This is a genomic window from Hazenella coriacea (genome assembly GCF_004341825.1).
GTDB lineage: Bacteria > Bacillota > Bacilli > Thermoactinomycetales > Thermoactinomycetaceae > Hazenella > Hazenella coriacea.
Window position 1 is genome coordinate 373,996 of sequence record NZ_SMAG01000003.1, and the last position, 20,204, is coordinate 394,199.

The window sequence follows — 20,204 nt, forward strand, 5'->3', positions numbered from 1 at the left end:
GCAAAAATCCAGTTTAATACATCTAATGTTGTTGTTCTACTTTGTTTCGTGAAAGGAGAAGAAACCGAATTCTTTGTATTTAAATACAACTACTGTTGATGTTCTACTTTCCCCTAAAACCTTTATCCGAACTGTGTCACCCATTTAAATACAACTACTGTTGATGTTCTACACGAGGTGGTTATATCATGTCAAATCGAGTTATCCATTTAAATACAACTACTGTTGATGTTCTACACGAGGTGGTTATATCATGTCAAATCGAGTTATCCATTTAAATACAACTACTGTTGATGTTCTACCAATCATGCCCTCGCTGACATCTGCCTCAGCGTGTTATTTAAATACAACTCATGTTGTTGTTCTACGCGGCTTTTGCTTCAGTGGTTTCAGCAATTGGACCTTATTTAAATACAACTCCTAGTTGTAGTTGGAAACTGAGAGGGCACATAATTTAAATACAACTCATGTTGTTGTTCTACGTTTGTAGAGTTTAACTTCTTGAAAGATCTGGGTTAATTTAAATACAACTCATGTTGTTGTTCTACATATGGAGATGATGAGGTTGTTTCCAATTTCGATTATTTAAATACAACTCATGTTGTTGTTCTACAGCGGATCAACTGGATGAAATGGAACGCTCAAAAACCATTTAAATACAACTCATGTTGTTGTTCTACGATTCATATTGTTGATTTAACAAATCAAGGCATGTTGATTTAAATACAACTCATGTTGTTGTTCTACGAAAGATTACTATAAAGATCGCAAACATCCCAAGAGATTTAAATACAACTCATGTTGTTGTTCTACAACTGACGCAGATATGACTCCATTCGCTGACGTTGAATTTAAATACAACTCATGTTGTTGTTCTACAAGGTCATCCTTTGATCGCCTTTTCTGCTTGCTTGGATTTAAATACAACTCATGTTGATGTTCTACGTTTGTGGGTTCACGGTTGAGCGAACCGGATCAAGTAATTTAAATACAACTCATGTTGTTGTTCTACTGAAGGTGGAACATTCACAAATACAAAATCAACCTTATTTAAATACAACTCATGTTGATGTTCTACTTGGTGAGCAATTTGGGGAGACAAGAGGGGAAATTTAATTTAAATACAACTCATGTTGATGTTCTACATAAGCACGATCAGTGAGGCGCCGATAAAAATAATATTTAAATACAACTCATGTTGATGTTCTACTATCTGAATTCGATGGATGTAACCCAAATACCAACATTTAAATACAACTCATGTTGATGTTCTACAACATACTAGGAACATACTTACCAGTTGAAAATAGGATTTAAATACAACTCATGTTGATGTTCTACACTTTCATGTCTTTTTTATTGTCCATGATTTCATTGATTTAAATACAACTCATGTTGATGTTCTACGCGATTTCCCGAGATATAAGAGAATGCCAGAGCCAATTTAAATACAACTCATGTTGATGTTCTACATAACAAAGAATGGTGAACTGCTAAATGCACCATTATTTAAATACAACTCATGTTGATGTTCTACCCCAGTCACTACATGCTTTATCATTTTAAACTTACTACATATAGACATGTGTATCAAGGGTTACGGGCATTTTTCTCCAAGTGATTTTATTTTTTAGAGACAGGTGGGGGAAATTTGGGAAAGTAGTGTTGTATCAATGCTTGGACCCTATTTTGATACCGATTGAGGTTGGAGAAAAATCATAAGAATAGTGATTCTCCATCTTCCTTTAATGATGTTCCTAAGGATATTTCTGTAAAAGCATGTTCGTTTATCATTGTTATAATAGAGACAAAATCATAGTCTTTATCAATGATGGCTTCTATTTCCTTTCTCATTTTCATGATATTCGATGGAGTGATCGGTCCGCGGAAAACGGAGTTTTGATAATGAACCAAGTACTTTTTACAAACTTTAAAGACTTTATGGACACGTTTTTCGTGAACATCATATAGGACAAACGCATAATTTGCATTGATTTTCTTTGTTTTTGTCATTATTGTTTCTCCCGATCATCAAAGGGCTGAAAGGACTCGCCTTCCATGATGCATTTAATCAACTTATATGCATCTAACTTTATTGCTGTACGGTAAGATACTTTTCTTTTTAGCTTGGGATGCATAAATACCTTATCCAACCTTTCTTCCAAGGACTTAACAAAAATATTCCTTCCCGCATCATTTAATAGGCAATAATTCAATTGCTTATCAAAGTGCTTTTCAACTTGTAACTTCCTATTATTAATATTTTCAAAAATGGTTCGAAATACGATTAGCGGTTTAAACACCTCGCATAAATCCAAACTTAATGAAAAACGTCCATCTGATGGCTCATGCAAAAAACTAATCGATTGATTTAAATGTGTTTGATAAATTTGTGAAATCGTTTTGGCATACAATATTGAATTACCAAATGAAATCAGAGCATTCATTGGATTATCTGGAAGTTGTCTCACACGCTTATTAAACAGGAAACTCTCTGGTAAAAAATATTGGAAAGAATTATAAAACTTCTTCCAAATAGTTCCCTCAATAAAAAGTATTTGCTGGATTGTTATATCTTTCTCCATCCAGTTCGGAACATCTTTGCGTAGCCAATCTAAAAAAGGCTTTATTTCTTTTGATCCATGTGTGTAGTAATGGTACAAAACATAATAAATATTATTTGCGATTCCTTTCACAATAGCCTTTGCAATCGGTAGACGTATTTGTTGAAATGCTTCTGCTTGCTTAACCGTCAGCCGTCCACTTACTAGCCCTTCTTTTGGATAAAATGTTCCTGAATAATGTTGATGATAATTAAAAAAGTGAATAATAATCCCTGCTTTAGAAAGCAAGTTCAATAACTTAGTATTTATGCTCACTTCATTTAAACAATAAATCTCTTTTATTCCTTCAATCGGTATGTAATTATTACCTCGATCATTTCGAAAAATTAATGAATGATCTTTTCGTTTTAATTCCCCCATTGACGTTAAATACCTAACTGACTTCATCGTTCTACCTCCTCAAATGTAACAGTATTCGTAGTAAGCACATTTTCGGCACTTTGGTTCGTTTAATACTTTGGCGATTTGACTGCCTTCAATATAACTTTGAATCTTAGCTAATAGTTGTTCTAGCTCAATCTCTTTCTCCTTTGTCAGCTCTACATATTCTATCTTATTCTTCTGCCTTTTCTTTTCGATAAACTCAATTTTCCCTTTTCTCTCAACGCCTTTATCTTTTAACACCTTCAAGTAATAGAGAGTTTGCCATCTCACTGCTTCAAGATCCGAATCTGATTTTTTCACTTCAACTAAATAATCATCTGTAATTTTGTCAATTTTAATATTTTCAATCGCTACTTCACTTCGTTTCGCATTTTCATTTTTTAACTCATGCAAAATTTTCCCTATACGCACATCTTCACTGTTATCTTCTAGATTCAATTTATTTGCAAATAACCAACATTGCCGCTTACAATGAATATAGTAGTTCACGACCGTTCCAGTAATCTTCATAAGAACAAGTCATCTCCTTGCTTCTTTAGCTTATCTTCGTTAAAAACCATCATCCCCGTAAATGGATCTTCCTCTACAAAATGTTCACCATGTTCAATGTAATAAATTTCACCAATGCTCTTTTCTTCATCCTGGTCTTGGATAACTGGCTTTGTGTAGGTTGAAAAAAGAAAATAGCTCATATCCTCCGACAATAACGATAATTTGACACGTCGTTCTGCAAAGCTCATCTTCCTGTCTAACGTTAAGTCAACAAACCGTTGCCATACTTCTCTCCCTCTGAGAGGCGTTCCATCTTCTCGTTCCGTATCATAAGCGAGAAAGACATTATATTTATGATCATCAATTAACCTCATATGTGCTGCTACTTCTTCATACTGCAGCTGATGCACTTGTTGATAGAACTTTGCAATATGATTCTCGTTAAGTTGTCTTTTATCCCTTTTCACTTCGCCAAATACAGACTCATAAAAACAATCGAATTCTTTGTTTTCAAGGTGTAGTCGATACTTTTCTTCTAGCACATTGAATGGTAAACGGAAATCTCCTCGATAAACATGTTTGGCATCAATCATATTAAAGAAATAAACATAACAATCTGTACGCAAACAAGAGCGATTGATGCGTCCTGCAAACTGTTCTTCACTATCTAATGTTGCAATATCTTTAAAGCCGAGGTCCATGTCAATATCGACACCTGCTTCAATCACTTGTGTCGTGATCATCATCACATCATCCAGCTTAAACGTACCATCTTCATTCTTTCCTAAGGCATCAATCACTTTTTTACGATAATGTGCATGATGATTACCATTCAAGCGGATCATTGGAATATCTTTTTCTCCTAATCTTTCTTTTAACAATTGGTATACTTCTTCAGATGATTTTAATCGAATACATTCAATTAAAATGCGCTTTGGACCCAATTCTTTTCTTTTCGCAATGATTTCATCGACAAGCAGTTCCGCTGTAATCTTATCTTTCGTAAGTAAATCATACCGAAAAGTGACTCTCTCTTTGAATAAAGGATGAGCAAAATAATCTTTAGCATTCGGTAGCAGTTCAATTACATTTCGTTTTTCTGGTAACAAACGATCTAGCTTAGGTAGAGTCGCAGACATAATGATGATTTTCATATTTAGTAATTCTGCAAATTTCGTGAGAAACTCAATCATTTCCATCCATCGAGCATTGCGATAGCCTTGAATTTCATCAATAATAACAACACTATTGCACAGATGAGTAAAAGCAAGATTAGATTCCCTTCCCACACCGAATAAATAGTTAAAAAAATTCACATGAGAAGTTAATGTGATCGGATACTGTAACATTTGACGATATAATACTTCTTCTTTGTAATCAAAAAATGACCGTCCTGTTTTTTCAGAAACATCCACATACTCTTCTTCCAACTGCTTCTCTTTTTCATGGACAATGGGTGTTACAGAATTCACAACAGCCATTGGGTATTTCTGTTGCAGTTCTTGAGGAAAAATTTTATCAAGTTCTTTCTTCGTTTGTTCAATGAGCGTATTAAATGGAAAGATATACAATACTTTATTCAACTTAGGCTGTTGCTCTAATAAAGTTAGTGCTAGATTTATTGACATATTTGTTTTTCCAGCACCGGTTGGAGCTTCTAAATAAAATAACGACTCATTTTGATGTTCGATGATTTGCCGTTCTGCTTCGATATACAGATCAGATCGCAATTGATTAATAGGTACTTTTTCAAAAAAATTCGGATTACATTTATATGCTTCAATCCCTTGAACCACTTGCGTATCGTTGTATGTTTTTCGTAAGATGGTGACATCCTCGCTCTGCAAATATCGAAAACGGGGTCGCTCACCATTTTTATCGTATGTGTATGTTGCATAAAAGTCCGTAGCAACAAGTGTTGAATACAATAGACGAGTTAAAGTATAGAAGGAATAGTGATTATGACTCTCATCGTCTATGTTTTCTTCCGCGGTATATTCTTCTAGATCAAAGTAGTCATAATATACTGTTTTATCTCGGTAAAATTGAAGATACATTTCATTTTTTTGTAACCGCTTTACAAGTAAATCTAAGTCACTTGCATAATCTTTCAAACTAAAATTCTTTAAATATGTGTGGTGTCTTGAAATGAGGTATGAGAAAACCAGTAGGATATAGGCAAAAAAGCTTTGCTTCTCTTCATCCTCTTGTTCTTCAATCTCATGACCAAACTCATTTAAATAAAGAAGAGATGATAATAATGAGTGCTTCGTCATCATCGCTCCTTCAAGATCTAAGGGCTGCTTCATCTTTACTTTCTGAAACGCCGGGTTTATCTTCCCCAAGTCATGTAAAGAAATCGCTGCATAAAACCACTTTTCAATGGTGTTATATTCTTCTAAAGTTAGATATTCTCCATTAAAAGTCAACGAATGAATCGTCTTCTTGACAACCTCTTGTAAACCATTCTCTTCTTGTAATTGACGTACAAATGACATCACAAGATCCGTGTGTTCTGTTAATGTTTCATCTTTTCCGCCTCCGATATGAGCTAATATTTTCTCTGGTTGTGTTAATAGTTGTTCAATATCCAAAAGACATCCCCCTGATCAATGATGATGAGGGGCAAAATCACCCCCTCACCATTTAATAAAAAATAATAGAACGTTCTTCAACTTCAAAAACGGTCACATCATTTTTTACAGTTTTCACTTGTCGATTCGTACACATCATTTCTTTGAACACATAACCATTTAACTTCTCATCTAAGACATAGGGCAAGTGTTCTCGATAATAGTACATTTTTTCACCATGACCATGAGTACTTTTGCTTTTACGTTGAAAGCCTCCAAGCTCCAAATCCCCCACTGAAAATAAAGAATGTACTTGCTTCACTTCTTGTTGCTTTCTCATTGAAGCAATACGAACATGATGGATGTCAGCGGGATGATCATTTTTCCCCAAATAAGGAATGTATGTTGTTCTCCTATTGATCATTTGTTCTTTCAATGCTTGATAAGCATCTGTACCATCGTCTAACACATAGATTGTCCAATGTGGATTGTCTAACCACTGTTCTTTCACTATTAAGTTGTTACCTACTTCACCACTTGCATAGCCAACAGCGTTATTAAATATTTGAATCTTTTTCGCAAAGTAACTTCGATCACCATGTGGTACAATACTCACCTGGAGCTGTTGTTGTTTACTATAAAACTCTGGATATTTATTTTCTTCTGTTGGACCATGTCTCTCGATATGGCGTTTTTGTTCATGATAACCACCGTAACCAACTATCGCACCCAATAGACCGAGAAGAGCCACTTTCGGAATATGATTATATGTGAAATACACATTTGCATTCACATCTGGCTTTTTAAAAAAAGCGTTCTTTCCTGATAATTCGAAGGCCAATGCTTCTATCATTTTATCCACATCCTTACACTAATGTTTCATTCGTATAAAGATGTTTTTGTTCAAATGAATCTCCTATATTTTCTACAACCACTTTGTATGGATTATAGAACAATTCAACCTGTTCAATACTAGAGTTAACCGATTGCAAGAAAGTAGACAATTCTTCAAAGTCATACACGATCTTATTCGACTGATTTTTATACACATTTACATAACGGTCTAACTGTGGTAAATACAAGTCTGTTCCTTCTTTACAAGTTACAAATAAGGCTAGCTCATTCTCAGCACCTGACTTACTGTTCGTGTTCAAGGCTGTAGCACCTTTCATCAACCCTTCACGCAACTTTTCATATGCTTCAACAGTGTAGCCTTCGAAGCCATCTATAAGATCCATGTACCCATCATAATGATTTGGATTGACGCTAAATGGATACACATAATGAGCTTCATCACTAACAATTTTCTTTCCAAGAGAAGAAGCATCTGCATCTGCTTTCGTTGAATTACGGAACGGAGATAAAATATCTTGTACTTGTACATCTGTGTACTCATACTTGTTCATCCCTTGTCCAACTTGAACAACGCCTGTTAAACCAATATTTTGTTTTTTTACCGCAAATGTTGCTCCAAAATTCATCACATCAATCGCCGAAAACAGATTCGCCAACACATCTTTAGAAGAATTTTTGTCTACAACGACTTCACCAAAAATCTCCTCATAGCGCTCTGTTAAGTCTTTAGGTTGAATCTTACCATCTGCTTTTTCAGGAATTGTGTAAGATTTATAGTAAAGAACTTTTTCACCTTGCTTGTCCCAAAAGTTTTTCACTGAGTATTTTAACGCTTTATCACTACCGAAGATGGTTCCATCTCCAATCGTCTTCGGACGCCCTGTAAAGTCAGCATTCCAGTTCGCCATATATGATGCAATCCCAACAACCCCGTATACTCGTTTCGTCATTTTTGCCATTACTTCTGCCCCTCCCCTTCTTGCTTCAGTTTTTGATAAAATAAATTATTCGCACATAAGCCAGCGATTAGCATACTACGATTTTTTTCAACAATTTTTGCATTTATATCGTATCCTTGGACCATCGCCATCGCATTATTAAACACGATATGATTAAGACGGACAGCATGTTTATATGTATCAAATAGTTCAATAAGCTTATTTTGAAGAATACGGGCATTTCGCGATTTAATAATCGGCTCTGCAATCCCATAATTTTTACTATCTTGGTTAGCAACGGATTGAGATAACAAATACGAACCTAACTGACCAGCTAAAAAGAAAAACTCTGCGTCACTGTCGCATACAACCATGTCATTTTTTGTTTGCAGTTTTGCTTTTAACGTTGTGTAGATCTCTTTTAAATCTTCTGCCATTTGTATACCCTCCTCATCATTCATTTCTTTCAACAATGCTAACCGAACTTGATAAGCATCTGCGATTTTTTGAAATCCAAAGCCTTTAATCGTTTTTAGTAATTGGTTTTCAATTAAGTCCAAGGAATACTTTTTAATAAAAGGTTGAATCGTTTGAGACGTGTCTTTCACGAGATAATCGAATAACGCTTGTCTCGTCATCATGTAGATCGAAACCATCTCAACAGTAAAGACGTTTTCTTTCGGTTTCGGTGCATCTCTGCTTAATAAATTATTTGGCATATATCCATTGAAAAATAATTTATTAATGACCGTACGTAAGCTACTTTTCCCTTTTATATCATCGTATGCTTTCGTGATATATTTTTTATCCACATACTCTTGTCTTTCTAAAATGTTATCCACTGACAGTGCCCAAGACTCATCGGGGTTAAATGGAACATGATCAAACTCGTCAATGCTTCCATTTTTATCTAACGTTAAATAATACGCACCCTTGGCGACACTTCTCGCTGTCGTGCCACTACTTGTCCCTGGGCCAAATGGCTCATGAAAAGGTATCGTAATTTCTTGAAATTTTCCTTTTTGCAGTAACCACTGAGAAAAGTTTTTAATCATTAACGCTTCTTCTAGTGTTACCCGTGTTGGGACAGGGGTTTTACGTGTTTTCATTTCAAAAAACGGCTTTTTAGAGTTCATACTAATATCATATGCTGGAAGACCTACAATCTCACCGTAAAGCAACTCATTGAACGTATTCACATTAAAGATGCGTGGAAGTACATAGATGTCATATTCTTGTTCATACAACGAAAGTTCAACGTCGAAAAAGATTTTTATGTAATTTTGAACATTATTCTCATGGACTAACGTTCGAATGTACTCCATCACTTCATTAAAGTTCTCTTTCCAAAACTGCCGGATCATCTCTAAGCGTTTTTGTCGCTCTTCTGATGAAATATAAGTGGTCAATTCACTAAATCGCTCTTGAAAAAAGGCATTTTTCTGTTCTTCTTCAACTGCCTTTTCATCTATCTTCCGAGCACGCATCGGATATAAATCTTGCAATCGTTGAGTCACATTCGGTAATTTCTCATCTAAGAAATGAAAGTAATGAGCTTGTACAGGGGTAAGTTCGTCCTTCCCTTCTTTACCAAACAAATAATCTTTTTTCGCAAAGAACGTAAACATATTGGTACTATGGATCTTTTTAGAAGGTGTATCAATACTCTTATTCATGTCATCGTTAAGGACTGTACTCAACATGTCCCTGTGTTTAAAAAATGAAAGCAATCTGGAATCCAACTCAGCTTCGTTTGTTTTCTTATCAATGATCATCATTTCGATAGAATCTTCCGAAAAAACAGCTTTAAAAGGTACTTTTACATAAATACCTTCTTTTAACGAATAATTATCCTGTAAGATCTGTGGATATTGCTCTACAACTTCAGCAAATTGTGGGATTAAATCTTTCAGCAATCTTCATCACCCCCCTCTTCAAATAAAGTTAGCTAAGCAAAAACCGCTACCGATTGATGATCCCTTCTCTCCTAATCCAGCTCCTAAGATAACATGAGCTAGCTTTTGAGAGTCTTTATCCGACTTCACTTTCACTCTTACCTTATGTCCCAGCAGAGTGATCCCTTTATATGAAGTTGGAACAGGATTCAGGTTTGTAAATTCAATCCCTTCAATAAAGTGATAATGATTCACTTCTTCATGAAGTAATGCCTTCAACTTTTTCTCCGCGTTATCTTCCAGTCGCCTCATAAATAAATCTACATCATCATCTTGCATCCACGGACGATTGTTTACTGTTACAATCACTGGGTTCACTGTATAGACACTATCAATCATCTTATTTACATATGTCTTATGCTCTACTGCAATCACATGCATACGACCTAACTTATTCATCTTCATACAACGTTCTAATTTCTTCAGAAATGATTGTTGAAGACTTCTAACCCGAAGAACATAAATATTCCCGGCTTTGTAAATCTTCGTTTTTTCTATAGGATAGAAGCCTGAAAATACGTAGTTTTTTAATGTTCTTTTTTCATGCAAAGATTTCAATTCCTCATCTAAAAGCATGGACTCATTTAAATATCGACCAATTGATTCTTGAACTCCTTTAATCAAAATATCATCTTTGATTAAAGCAGTAACAACGAGCTCATAGTATTTCATAACATTCCTCCTCTCATTTAGAAATGAATCATCTAGCAGATAGTATATATTACCATTATCCTAGTTTCAATGGTTGCATATGATACTTATAAAAAAGTTCATATATATTTATTGATATTAATTATTTAGAAAATAACATTTGAGAAGATGAGTAAACTTCACATCATATGTTTCCGTTTTCCAATAGATTTAATCTTAAAATAAATACATGTATATCTTTAAATGCTTCAATTATTTGTACTGCTCTTCACTACGAATCGAAATACCATTCTATCATCTTCAAAGTTTCCACCCATATGGAATCATTTAATCTTCATTTATCAGTGGTCTTGATAATCGTAGTTCAATGTTCATCCTTCATAAATTGACCTTGCAAAAAAGTGAAGGGTTCCGATCCGTGGCAGTACAAAGTTATTTCGTGTGAAATATCGAACCTCATTAATGGAAGATGGAAAAGATCTATTCTCATATTTTTTCTCCAACCTCGATCCATATCGAAATAGGGTCTAAGTATTGATATAACACTACTTTCTCAAGTTTTCCCCCACCTGTCTTTAAAAAAGAAAATCACTTGGAGAAAAACGCTCGTAACCCTTGATACACATGCATAACTGTAGTAAGTTTGAAATGATAAAGCCTATAACGACTGGGGTAGAACATCAACATGAGTTGTATTTAAATTAAAGATAGTTATTGTGCTTTGATAAATGTAATTGTGTAGAACATCAACATGAGTTGTATTTAAATGTTTTGACTTGGTATGTTCTACATACCCCTCCCCGCGTAGAACATCAACATGAGTTGTATTTAAATGTTCTTTAGCCGCTTTCTTGTAATAACGTCTCACTAGTAGAACATCAACATGAGTTGTATTTAAATTGCTGGCTGTTGTGGTTACGATCGCTTTGATCGTAAGTAGAACATCAACATGAGTTGTATTTAAATCGTTCAACCTGTTGATACATCTAGCTTTACAGTCGTGTAGAACATCAACATGAGTTGTATTTAAATGACAAGAGTTGGTCTTGATTATAAAGAAGATGGTAAGTAGAACATCAACATGAGTTGTATTTAAATCAAAAGGGACCGTAAGTGAAGCTGTTAAGCCCTTTTGTAGAACATCAACATGAGTTGTATTTAAATTATAATGCCCTGACGACCCAGTTCGGCTTTCTCATAGTAGAACATCAACAGTAGTTGTATTTAAATAAGAATGTATTCACGAGTCACAACACTCTGAAGTGCGTAGAACATCAACAGTAGTTGTATTTAAATTTTTCAATTTCTGATGGGAAAGTTTTAAAGCGTGCACGTTGAACATCAACATAGGTTGTATTTAAATACGCTTAAAACAGCCAATTCTTTTTGGTTATAACGAGTTATACATCAAAGAGTGCAAATTATTTATATACTATCCTTTTATATTATCCGAATTAACCACACAAATCGGAACCATCTGATATAATTCATAAAAAAGGAGGGATCTGGTGAAAATCAACGTAGAATTTGAAGACCCCATAGTCAAAGAGCGAGAGCTCACGCTATGGCTCACCCTGTTCAGTTTTGCGGAACCATTTTTGCTGTGGTTCGCTATGGTCAAACTAATTGATCTTGAACTGGTGGGTGTCTGGTCCATCCTTATCTGCCTAGCACTTCTCACAATCCGCTTTATATACATAGCCAAGCTAATTGCTTACCCTTTGGTATGGGCGTGCCTTGTAGGAATGATCTCCAGTGGCTATGTGTCCATCTGGGTGGATGTTCTAGCTGTATTAGTCGCAGGTGGCATCCGTTGGTGGGTGATGCGAGCGAAAGGGAAGTAATTTGTTAACATGTGAGCTTCGTTTTCAATGTAATCGCAGTATCAGGAAGGATATCACAGTAATTGTGTTGCCCTCAGTTGACTATGATCAAAATCAAAGTGTATTGTATCAGAATATACTGATTAAACCAGCTTATCTTTAAAGCTGGTTTAATTTATTTAACATTTCTTTTCGACTAGGATTGGTGTAAAGCAATGTGGTATGAATGTTACAATGCCCCGCATTTGATGCCACCTCGTGAACATTCAATCCCTTTTCTAGCGCATTTGAACAAAAAAAATGGCGTAATCCATGAGGAGAAATGCTAGGGTGAATATTGGCCAGTTCACTATATTTTGCAAATGACTTGAACACAGTAATTCGTTAGTTGGCTACGATTGCTTAAAAACACAAATGGGCTTACTTCTGCTAACCGATACTTAGATCTCTCCTGCTTCAGATAATCACGGAGTAGCCGAATCACTTTATCAGAAAGGAAAACCGTTCGAGACTTATTCCCTTTTCCATCTCTCACTAATAACTCTTGTGACTCCAAATGTAGATCATCTAATCTTAAAGCTAATGCTTCACTAATACGAAGTCCTGTATAAGCAAGCAAATTCACTAGTACATAATCACGCTTATTTTTTGTCTCTAACACTATTTGAATGAAGAGCTGCACGTCCGATTCACTATGTATAGCTGGTGAAGCATAACCATGTTGAACTTTTTTAAAGTCTTCTCTTTGGATTGCTAGATGGTCTTGCATTCCCTTTTGAATGAGATGTTCATTCCAGGAACGGAGACTTGCTAAGTGAGAATTAAAAGTACTGGGAGCAATTCCTTTACTATCAAGAAATAATTTGTAATCCACAATATTCCCAGCAAACAGTTGTTGTGGAATCTTCTGATAGCGATTTTGGAACTATTGTAAATATGATTTCATAGAATTCAGATAAGATAAGATTGTATTGTGGGATTTTCCTTTCAATAGAAGATGCTTCTCAATATAACGATGATGAACGAACATGCTATTACAGCAATTTCATTAGGTATGTCTTTACAGAAGCACTATTCTTATAGTTTTTCTCCAACCTCGATCGATATCGAAACAGGGTCTAAGTATTGATATACCACTACTTTCTCAAATTTCCCCTACCTACCTCTAAAAAAGAAAATCACTTGGAGAAAAACGATCAAAGCCCTTGATACACATGTATTTATGTAGTAAGTTTGAAATGATAAAGCCTATAGTGACTTGGGTAGAACATCAACATAGGTTGTATTTAAATAGATGTACAGGCTTGGAAGTTGTTAGAGATTGAAGAGTAGAACATCAACATAGGTTGTATTTAAATTTCGGTACCAAGAAAAAGAACGCGGCGGCTTTCCTGTAGAACATCAACATAGGTTGTATTTAAATTAAAGGTGATTGGAGTAACAACGGATCGCTTCAGCGAGTAGAACATCAACATAGGTTGTATTTAAATTCGTAACAGTATCTTGGTTAGACTCCCAAAAACCGGGTAGAACATCAACATAGGTTGTATTTAAATCCCAAAAGGTATCATTTGTCCTCGGATATACTTTTTTGTAGAACATCAACATAGGTTGTATTTAAATTCGTTGCCACGTGCATACTTATCCAATACTCCCAATAGTAGAACATCAACAGTAGTTGTATTTAAATTGTTCACTTTGGGTTATATATCGTTGTGTAGTTTGGATGTTGAACACCAACACTGGGTATATTTAAATATCCTGTGGAATGGTGGTTTTGTAACAGGTTTAAATTGCATCCATATTGGAAAATGAAACGAATACAGATCACTGTGTCTAAATGCGTTTGTGCAAATTTAAATTGAAATAAAAAAGAACCAACTATCTAGTAGTGGTTCGGAGGTTCATTATATTTACACAATAGTAGATGTTCATATCTACTATTTAACACCCCTTTTTCTGAAATACAGAAAGGTCAGCTACAGAGAGAATTGCCACTAAAGCAAGAAGAAGACTAGGTGACAGATCTGAGAAGTTTGGTAAGAAGGAAATTGAGATGATGAAGGCACTTGCTAAATCTGGTACACCTATTATAGATATTGCCTCTATGCTAGAAACTTCAAGTGCTACAGTATATAGATACATTAAGAAAGAGAGATGAAAAACAAGTGATTCAATCTATCATAAATCTCTTTATAAAGTCTCATGTGGTTCTAGTCTTAAAAGACTTGGTTGGGATATTTAATACAAACCCATTTTCTTTTTTTGTCTGACCCTTTTTAACGATCCAGATGGATGTATCCGAAATAGATGACCATAGCTTTTTTCTACACGCAAAAAAGATTTATAAGTCGTGAAGAATAGAAAACCTTTTGCACCTAATGGCGCATTGATATGAATAAGGTAATATACATACCGCGGAACATCTGGCTTAAAATGGTTTTGGTGTTCCCATTTCTCGACGACTCCATAAATGCTATTCAAAAAATCATCAGCTTGTTCTTTATCATCTTTCATTTTCTTCTCCATTTTTCTCGGGAAGAAATACTCTTCATTCAATGAATACAATGGAACCATCTTAAATATCCTATCCCTATTGACATGAACCTCTACTGCATGAAGTTTTAATTTCCGGTAAATTTGTTTATATTTCGGACTTTTGGGGTTCTTGTAGGCAATCTCCAAAGCAACCTGACTACCTCCTTCAAGGGTAAAGAGAATATCTGGTCGCAAGATCTTTCCATCATCCAGCTTCACTGCTTTTTCCATCACTGACTTAACTACTGGTTTGGATATATTCCTAATTTCTTCCTTCATTTCCTCCTCGTTTAACACTTTCTCTGGATACTCTAAGACTTTCAATTTAGCCAAGTATTGCTTCCAATATTTATGTACGGTAGATTCTCCGCTTCCATTCACCCTTGTTAGACAATGAAAATTTTCCCCAGATCTATGTGCAAAATGTTTTTCTTTGATTGGACCATCTCTTACGAGCAATTCCCCGCCGCACTCGTCACAATAATATTTCAAGTGTGGATCGTTTTTCATAGCATCCTTAATGTGGATCAAGGTTTCCTTATCATTCAACAAAGCATATTCAATCATAACCTTTGCCATAGTCTTCTCTCTGCTCCTGTTCTATGGTGATTTTTATTGCTTTATTTGATACGAAAAAATCTCCCTCCACTTTTTCACTAAATCCATAGGAAACATGCAATAAATAGTTCATATTATCACTAATCCCACCTTCGTCTCTAAATAGTTCTCTATTTTAACCATTACCCCTCCCTTAGGTCATTGTATTATTGTAATATTTTTTATAGTTCGAACCTAATTGTATGTAAAATCCCAAATAAAGGAGATGGAAATTAGTTGGATAATAAATATTGAAAATTCTATATTTACTACCTGTTAGATGGCAATAGAAAGCACTATCGCAGAGGCAATTCAGCAAGCAATAGAACAGAATATCAATGCATGCACTATAAAAGAATAGGAAGAGTAAAACAATCATTTTCAAAACATGCTCTTCCTTATTCATTTATCAATCTTATTCCAAAACTACAGACAATTAGCAGGCTACTATTCTCTGAATTTTCATAGTAAATTATATTTCCGATAAAATTAACTTGTATTTTCATAAGATGACCTATACATTTTTGTTGAGCTTTAACACCATACACAATTATTTCTAAAAAAGAGGTCTTATACTCATTGTTTTAACCGTCATTTTATATTTTTTTAGCAACATCCATTAGTGCATTCCAAATTACGTGAATATCCCTATTCTTAGTTCTCCAAAGAGCTGTAGATCAGGTGCAATCTAGCACCAAGCCAACTATTTGACAGTAGGAATAGTAATTCTAGTTACACACATGATCTATACATGTCAGCAAACCTTCCGGGATTTTTAGTTCTAGAGGTTTGCTGACAAAATATGAATTGCATCAATGGAAAGCCTTGTGGTAAGGTGGATAAGTTTTGTTATCAAGTTTATTCTTTTTTCCTCTAGTAAAATACTTGGCTCATTATTAAAACTCAGTTTCTATGGACTGATCATTCCATCAGATATCATGGAAATGAGAAAGGAAATGGAAGAAATCATTGATGAAAACTATGATTTTGTCTCAATTATAAGGATGATGAACGAACATACTTTTAGAGAAATCACATTAGAAACATCATTATAGGAAGATGGAGAAGCCACTATACTTATTATTTTTCTCCAACCTCGATCAATATATAAATAGGGTCTAAGTATTGATATAACACTACTTTCTCAAATTTCCTACACCTGTCTTTAAAAAAGGAAAAACACTTGGAGAAAAACTCCTCTAACCCTTGATACATATGTATATATGTAGTAAGTTTGAAATGATAAAGCCTATAGTGACTGGGGGTAGAACATCAACATAGGTTGTATTTAAATAGAAATTCTTTAGATTGTTTTAGGCGATGATCTGTAGAACATCAACATAGGTTGTATTTAAATATGTAACCCCAAGCCCCGCAGTTGTAACACTTAAAAGTAGAACATCAACATAGGTTGTATTTAAATCCATTTTCTCCAGCCATAAATTCTGCTAGATTTGGAGTAGAACATCAACATAGGTTGTATTTAAATAAAGGCCATAGCTGAAGTACTAGGCACTAGCAAATGTAGAACATCAACATAGGTTGTATTTAAATATTTTGTTTGGATCGGGATCATTCTTCATTTCATATGTAGAACATCAACATAGGTTGTATTTAAATAACGAAAACTAAATGGAGAATGAAAAAACCAGTCGAGTAGAACATCAACATAGGTTGTATTTAAATAAGTTTACCGTGGTATTTTCCAACATGAATTATTCAGTAGAATATCAACATTCGCTGTTTCAAAAAACTCTGGAAATTCGCTAGAGCTTTATACTAAAAAGTCTTATGTCAGTTGATTATGATCAAAATCAAAGTGTATTAGATCAGATACACTGATTAAACCAGCTTATCTCTAAAGCTGGTTTAATTTATTTGGGGTAAAAGAAGCGAAGACTGATTTTGCAACCATTTGCACAACAAGTTGTATATTTAAGAACATATAACATACGGAAAAACAAAGTATGTGCACCTTTGATTTATTCCGTTTGTGTTTCATCCATTCCAATACGAAACCTAATATAAAAAGACCAATTATTAATGTAGAGAGATCAATATCGATCATCATGGATTATATCCTCCTCTTAAAGAAAAAAATACTTTGTAGCTTTAAGCATCAAAGTATTTTTCTTGTTGAGCTATTGAGTTTTTAAAGTTCCAGTTCCTTTGGAATAATGTCTGTCATCTTCCGTCTTACTTATTTCCAAATAGTAATCTTCTATCAGTTCTGAACCTAAATTCTCCGATTGGTTTAACTACCTCTAATTGGTGATGACTTCAATCAAATTCTGGAAATTCTCATGACTTCTCCGTAGCAATTTCACTTTTTGGGGTCACCGTACCTAAAGAAGAAAAACACACGTTTAAACATACTTTAGACACGAATTAACCGGCTACCCACACGTTAAGGACGGAAATCATCGCGAAAAACGTTAGCTTCGCTGAAATGAGCCTTAGCGTGTATTTTTCTCATATCGATACCGTTACCCCTTATAGGGAGGAGGTGAATTGTAAACGAAGCTCACATGTTAGCATGGGATGAATGAAGAAAGCCTTCTCGGTGGGAGAGGCTTCATGACATCTCTATTATATCACTTTTAATATAAATTAAATATATATTTAAGTTTACATCATACTTAGTTGATGATAGGATATGGAATACAAATTAAATTTGTATATGAGGTGATGAGAATGGTAAATGATGATAAGATCATACATGTTGGTTATAAAGTAAGAATTAAACCCAGATTTCGGTATTGGATGAAAGTTCGCACGTCAGAGGGATATCTACTCGAAATCTACGAATACGAGTATGAAACGGACGAGAAGGGGAAAAAGATGAGAAAAGTTGTATTCGATGAGAACGGAAATCCCAAGACCAAACGGGTCCCCTTGAACCAACTAAATCTCGCCGAACGACTGGGCATGAACAAAATGCAGGTGAATCACTGGTTCACTGGGAAATCGTTCCCTCGTACAGAAATGTTATTTGAAATCGCCAACATTTTGAATGTGCCTGTAGATGAATTGTATGAAGTTATTGTTGAATGAGCCACCCACAGTCAGGTGGGTTTTTCATTTCCGATTCTTCAGCGACTGGATGAATGTGGGTAACACTTCTATAAGTGCAGAGTCAAAGTTACCCGTATGGATGAGCAGGATACGGTAGCTCATCTCCCCATGTGACTGTGACCACTTCTGAAATTCCTTCAGTTGGTAGGAGATGAAACGGTAGATCACCTGCTTGTACGACCCCACAGCATATCGGTTACCAGGGAAGTAAGTTTCTTGGTTCAACCTCAACTTCGTCTCCACCACACTGCCTAGTCGGAGTCGGATGTCTCAATGTTGGGGAGAATCTCATGCTTCGACTTCCGCCACTGTTCATACTCCCGTTCCGTAAATCGACCGCCTAACTCCTGATAACACCGATCCAGTGCCTGTTGTAGGTCATCATTCGTGAACTGGAGTCCCTTCCCCTCATCGGTCAGTAGTTCAACCTCTTCCTTCGCATAGTTAAACGTTTTGTTGAACCGACTGGTAATCACTCTCACCCGTGGGAAGCCATGAGCCTTCGCTCATTTATTCATACTGTCGTTTGCTGAACCCTTCCCCTAACTCCTCGGATGCCTGTAACAGTGAACAGATGCAATCTTCCTTGGTGAATCGATCTCGACTTTGGGGTAACTTCAAGTGTTTGCGGATGCCGTCCCATGTGAGGGAGAGAAGATTCTGCTTCAACGCTGATACACTGTATAGGTCATACTTCCGTGCGTACATGTCCCATGTAACCACAGTGGGAAATCCATCCTTTGCACTCATCTCCCATAGCCTATCGAGGGTGCGGTTCATTTCCCCTCCTGTTTCTCCCATAGCGTTCGTTTCGGAGATTTCTTCTTCTCAAATCCTGCTAATCGGAGTCCCACGCTCCATGACCCGAATCGGTAGATCACCGCTGAGTATCGGGGGAGTTCCCGTTTGCGTGGAGGTCTGCCGGTTCGGCTCCCTTGTCCCGAAACGTGTACTTTTCTTCTTTGGGTACGATGACCTCTTATAGGTTTTCTCCAACCTCGATTACTATCAAAATAGGTTCTAAGTATTGATATAACACCACTTTCTCAAATTTTCCCCACAGATCTCTAAAAAAGAAAATCACTTGGAGAAAAACACTCGTAACCCTTGATACACATGTATATATGTAGTAAGTTTGAAATGATAAAGCCTATAGTGACTGGGGTAGAACATCAACAGTAGTTGTATTTAAATTCCGCAATCCTCCAAACATCCACATATATCCCATCCGTAGAACATCAACAGTAGTTGTATTTAAATAGAAATTACGTTGCCTATTTTTAAATCTTCTATAAGTAGAACATCAACAGTAGTTGTATTTAAATACCCTAAAGTTACTAGAATCAACATCACGAGTATGTAGAACATCAACAGTAGTTGTATTTAAATCACTGTTCTCCTTACATATCCGACAAAGTCATAAAGTAGAACATCAACAGTAGTTGTATTTAAATTTAATCACGACGACGACAAATTCATTTCCGTGTTGTGTAGAACATCAACAGTAGTTGTATTTAAATGTTGGTTAAAAAGAGGAAGTAAATTTGATGAATTGGTGTAGAACATCAACAGTAGTTGTATTTAAATTGTGATAATGTACTGCCCCGCGTCCGTTCTTGTCCTGGTAGAACATCAACAGTAGTTGTATTTAAATGAAGTGGATCGCCGAGCAAACAAAAAAGCAGGAAATTGTAGAACA

At 35.4% G+C, this 20,204-nt stretch carries 15 protein-coding genes, 1 pseudogene and 5 CRISPR repeat arrays (1 of these 21 running past the window's edge); of the genes and pseudogenes, 3 read left to right on the plus strand and 13 right to left on the minus strand.

Features of this window, described 5'->3' with window-relative positions; all coding sequences use genetic code 11:
* Positions 1-10 precede the first annotated feature (10 nt).
* Positions 11-369: a CRISPR direct-repeat array (repeat unit 30 nt).
* Between the two features lie 83 nt (positions 370-452).
* Positions 453-1,537: a CRISPR direct-repeat array (repeat unit 30 nt; unit sequence ATTTAAATACAACTCATGTTGATGTTCTAC).
* Between the two features lie 179 nt (positions 1,538-1,716).
* From cas2 to cas6, 8 genes are read right to left on the minus strand one after another with little or no spacing between them, the layout of a single operon-like run.
* Positions 1,717-2,013, minus strand: a complete 297-nt coding sequence (cas2, locus tag EDD58_RS07945; RefSeq protein WP_131924323.1) for a CRISPR-associated endonuclease Cas2 — start codon at positions 2,011-2,013, stop codon at positions 1,717-1,719.
* Complete coding sequence (gene cas1b / locus EDD58_RS07950) at positions 2,013-3,011, minus strand: type I-B CRISPR-associated endonuclease Cas1b (protein WP_131924324.1); 999 nt, start codon at positions 3,009-3,011, stop codon at positions 2,013-2,015. The genes cas2 and cas1b overlap by 1 nt, the downstream gene beginning before the upstream one ends.
* A 12-nt stretch (positions 3,012-3,023) precedes the next feature.
* Positions 3,024-3,518, minus strand: coding sequence for a CRISPR-associated protein Cas4 (locus tag EDD58_RS07955; protein WP_131924325.1), 495 nt, complete (start codon positions 3,516-3,518; stop codon positions 3,024-3,026).
* Positions 3,515-6,094, minus strand: a complete 2,580-nt coding sequence (gene cas3 / locus EDD58_RS07960; protein WP_131924326.1) for a CRISPR-associated helicase Cas3' — start codon at positions 6,092-6,094, stop codon at positions 3,515-3,517. The genes EDD58_RS07955 and cas3 overlap by 4 nt, the downstream gene beginning before the upstream one ends.
* Positions 6,095-6,146: 52 nt before the next feature.
* Positions 6,147-6,926, minus strand: coding sequence for a type I-B CRISPR-associated protein Cas5b (cas5b, locus tag EDD58_RS07965; RefSeq protein WP_243648675.1), 780 nt, complete (start codon positions 6,924-6,926; stop codon positions 6,147-6,149).
* 13 nt (positions 6,927-6,939) lie between these two features.
* Positions 6,940-7,887 (minus strand): type I CRISPR-associated protein Cas7, encoded by a 948-nt coding sequence (locus EDD58_RS07970; protein WP_131924327.1) that lies wholly within the window; start codon positions 7,885-7,887, stop codon positions 6,940-6,942.
* Positions 7,887-9,782 carry a hypothetical protein gene (locus EDD58_RS07975; RefSeq protein WP_131924328.1) on the minus strand — a complete coding sequence of 632 codons (1,896 nt, stop codon included), beginning with the start codon at positions 9,780-9,782 and terminating at the stop codon, positions 7,887-7,889. The genes EDD58_RS07970 and EDD58_RS07975 overlap by 1 nt, the downstream gene beginning before the upstream one ends.
* A gap of 18 nt (positions 9,783-9,800) precedes the next feature.
* Positions 9,801-10,493, minus strand: a complete 693-nt coding sequence (cas6, locus tag EDD58_RS07980; protein ID WP_131924329.1) for a CRISPR-associated endoribonuclease Cas6 — start codon at positions 10,491-10,493, stop codon at positions 9,801-9,803.
* A 651-nt stretch (positions 10,494-11,144) separates the two neighbouring features.
* Positions 11,145-11,835: a CRISPR direct-repeat array (repeat unit 30 nt; unit sequence GTAGAACATCAACATGAGTTGTATTTAAAT).
* A 145-nt stretch (positions 11,836-11,980) separates the two neighbouring features.
* Between cas6 and EDD58_RS07985 the strand changes: the two genes are divergently transcribed.
* Entirely contained in the window at positions 11,981-12,316 is a 336-nt protein-coding gene (locus tag EDD58_RS07985) for a hypothetical protein (protein ID WP_131924330.1), read from the plus strand.
* Positions 12,317-12,454: 138 nt separating this feature from the next.
* Here the strand turns inward: EDD58_RS07985 and EDD58_RS07995 are convergent.
* A pseudogene (locus EDD58_RS07995) lies at positions 12,455-13,064 on the minus strand (tyrosine-type recombinase/integrase).
* A 1,221-nt stretch (positions 13,065-14,285) separates the two neighbouring features.
* Here EDD58_RS07995 and EDD58_RS15260 point away from each other — a divergent pair.
* The gene (locus EDD58_RS15260) at positions 14,286-14,456 is read left to right on the plus strand and encodes a helix-turn-helix domain-containing protein (RefSeq protein WP_131924496.1); all 171 of its coding nucleotides are present in this window, start codon (positions 14,286-14,288) and stop codon (positions 14,454-14,456) included.
* 80 nt (positions 14,457-14,536) lie between these two features.
* On the opposite strand, the gene EDD58_RS08005 is transcribed toward EDD58_RS15260, so the two are convergent.
* Positions 14,537-15,412 carry a competence protein CoiA family protein gene (locus tag EDD58_RS08005; protein WP_131924332.1) on the minus strand — a complete coding sequence of 292 codons (876 nt, stop codon included), beginning with the start codon at positions 15,410-15,412 and terminating at the stop codon, positions 14,537-14,539.
* Positions 15,413-16,694: 1,282 nt separating this feature from the next.
* Positions 16,695-17,116: a CRISPR direct-repeat array (repeat unit 30 nt; unit sequence GTAGAACATCAACATAGGTTGTATTTAAAT).
* 1,008 nt (positions 17,117-18,124) lie between these two features.
* Between EDD58_RS08005 and EDD58_RS08010 the strand changes: the two genes are divergently transcribed.
* Positions 18,125-18,484 (plus strand): helix-turn-helix transcriptional regulator, encoded by a 360-nt coding sequence (locus EDD58_RS08010; protein ID WP_165875873.1) that lies wholly within the window; start codon positions 18,125-18,127, stop codon positions 18,482-18,484.
* Positions 18,485-18,756: 272 nt separating this feature from the next.
* Here the strand turns inward: EDD58_RS08010 and EDD58_RS08015 are convergent, their stop codons facing one another.
* From EDD58_RS08015 to EDD58_RS15355, 3 genes are read right to left on the minus strand one after another with little or no spacing between them, the layout of a single operon-like run.
* Positions 18,757-18,987, minus strand: a complete 231-nt coding sequence (locus EDD58_RS08015; protein ID WP_131924334.1) for a hypothetical protein — start codon at positions 18,985-18,987, stop codon at positions 18,757-18,759.
* Positions 18,988-19,015: 28 nt separating this feature from the next.
* On the minus strand, positions 19,016-19,285 hold the full coding sequence (locus tag EDD58_RS08020; RefSeq protein WP_207903276.1) for a hypothetical protein: 270 nt from the start codon (positions 19,283-19,285) through the stop codon (positions 19,016-19,018).
* Complete coding sequence (locus EDD58_RS15355) at positions 19,282-19,539, minus strand: homing endonuclease associated repeat-containing protein (RefSeq protein WP_424321661.1); 258 nt, start codon at positions 19,537-19,539, stop codon at positions 19,282-19,284. Before EDD58_RS15355 ends, EDD58_RS08020 begins: the two co-directional genes overlap by 4 nt.
* Positions 19,540-19,669: 130 nt before the next feature.
* A CRISPR array of direct repeats spans positions 19,670-20,204; the repeat unit is 30 nt; unit sequence GTAGAACATCAACAGTAGTTGTATTTAAAT; it runs 222 nt beyond the window's last position.

Coding starts and splice junctions, on each gene's coding strand:
- cas2 (WP_131924323.1), bottom strand. CDS start 2,013: ATGACAAAAACAAAGAAAATCAATGCAAATTATGCGTTTGTCCTATAT.
- cas1b (WP_131924324.1), bottom strand. CDS start 3,011: ATGAAGTCAGTTAGGTATTTAACGTCAATGGGGGAATTAAAACGAAAA.
- EDD58_RS07955 (WP_131924325.1), bottom strand. CDS start 3,518: ATGAAGATTACTGGAACGGTCGTGAACTACTATATTCATTGTAAGCGG.
- cas5b (WP_243648675.1), bottom strand. CDS start 6,926: ATGATAGAAGCATTGGCCTTCGAATTATCAGGAAAGAACGCTTTTTTT.
- EDD58_RS07970 (WP_131924327.1), bottom strand. CDS start 7,887: ATGGCAAAAATGACGAAACGAGTATACGGGGTTGTTGGGATTGCATCA.
- cas6 (WP_131924329.1), bottom strand. CDS start 10,493: ATGAAATACTATGAGCTCGTTGTTACTGCTTTAATCAAAGATGATATT.
- EDD58_RS08005 (WP_131924332.1), bottom strand. CDS start 15,412: ATGGCAAAGGTTATGATTGAATATGCTTTGTTGAATGATAAGGAAACC.
- EDD58_RS08010 (WP_165875873.1), top strand. CDS start 18,125: ATGGTAAATGATGATAAGATCATACATGTTGGTTATAAAGTAAGAATT.
- EDD58_RS08020 (WP_207903276.1), bottom strand. CDS start 19,285: ATGAACCGCACCCTCGATAGGCTATGGGAGATGAGTGCAAAGGATGGA.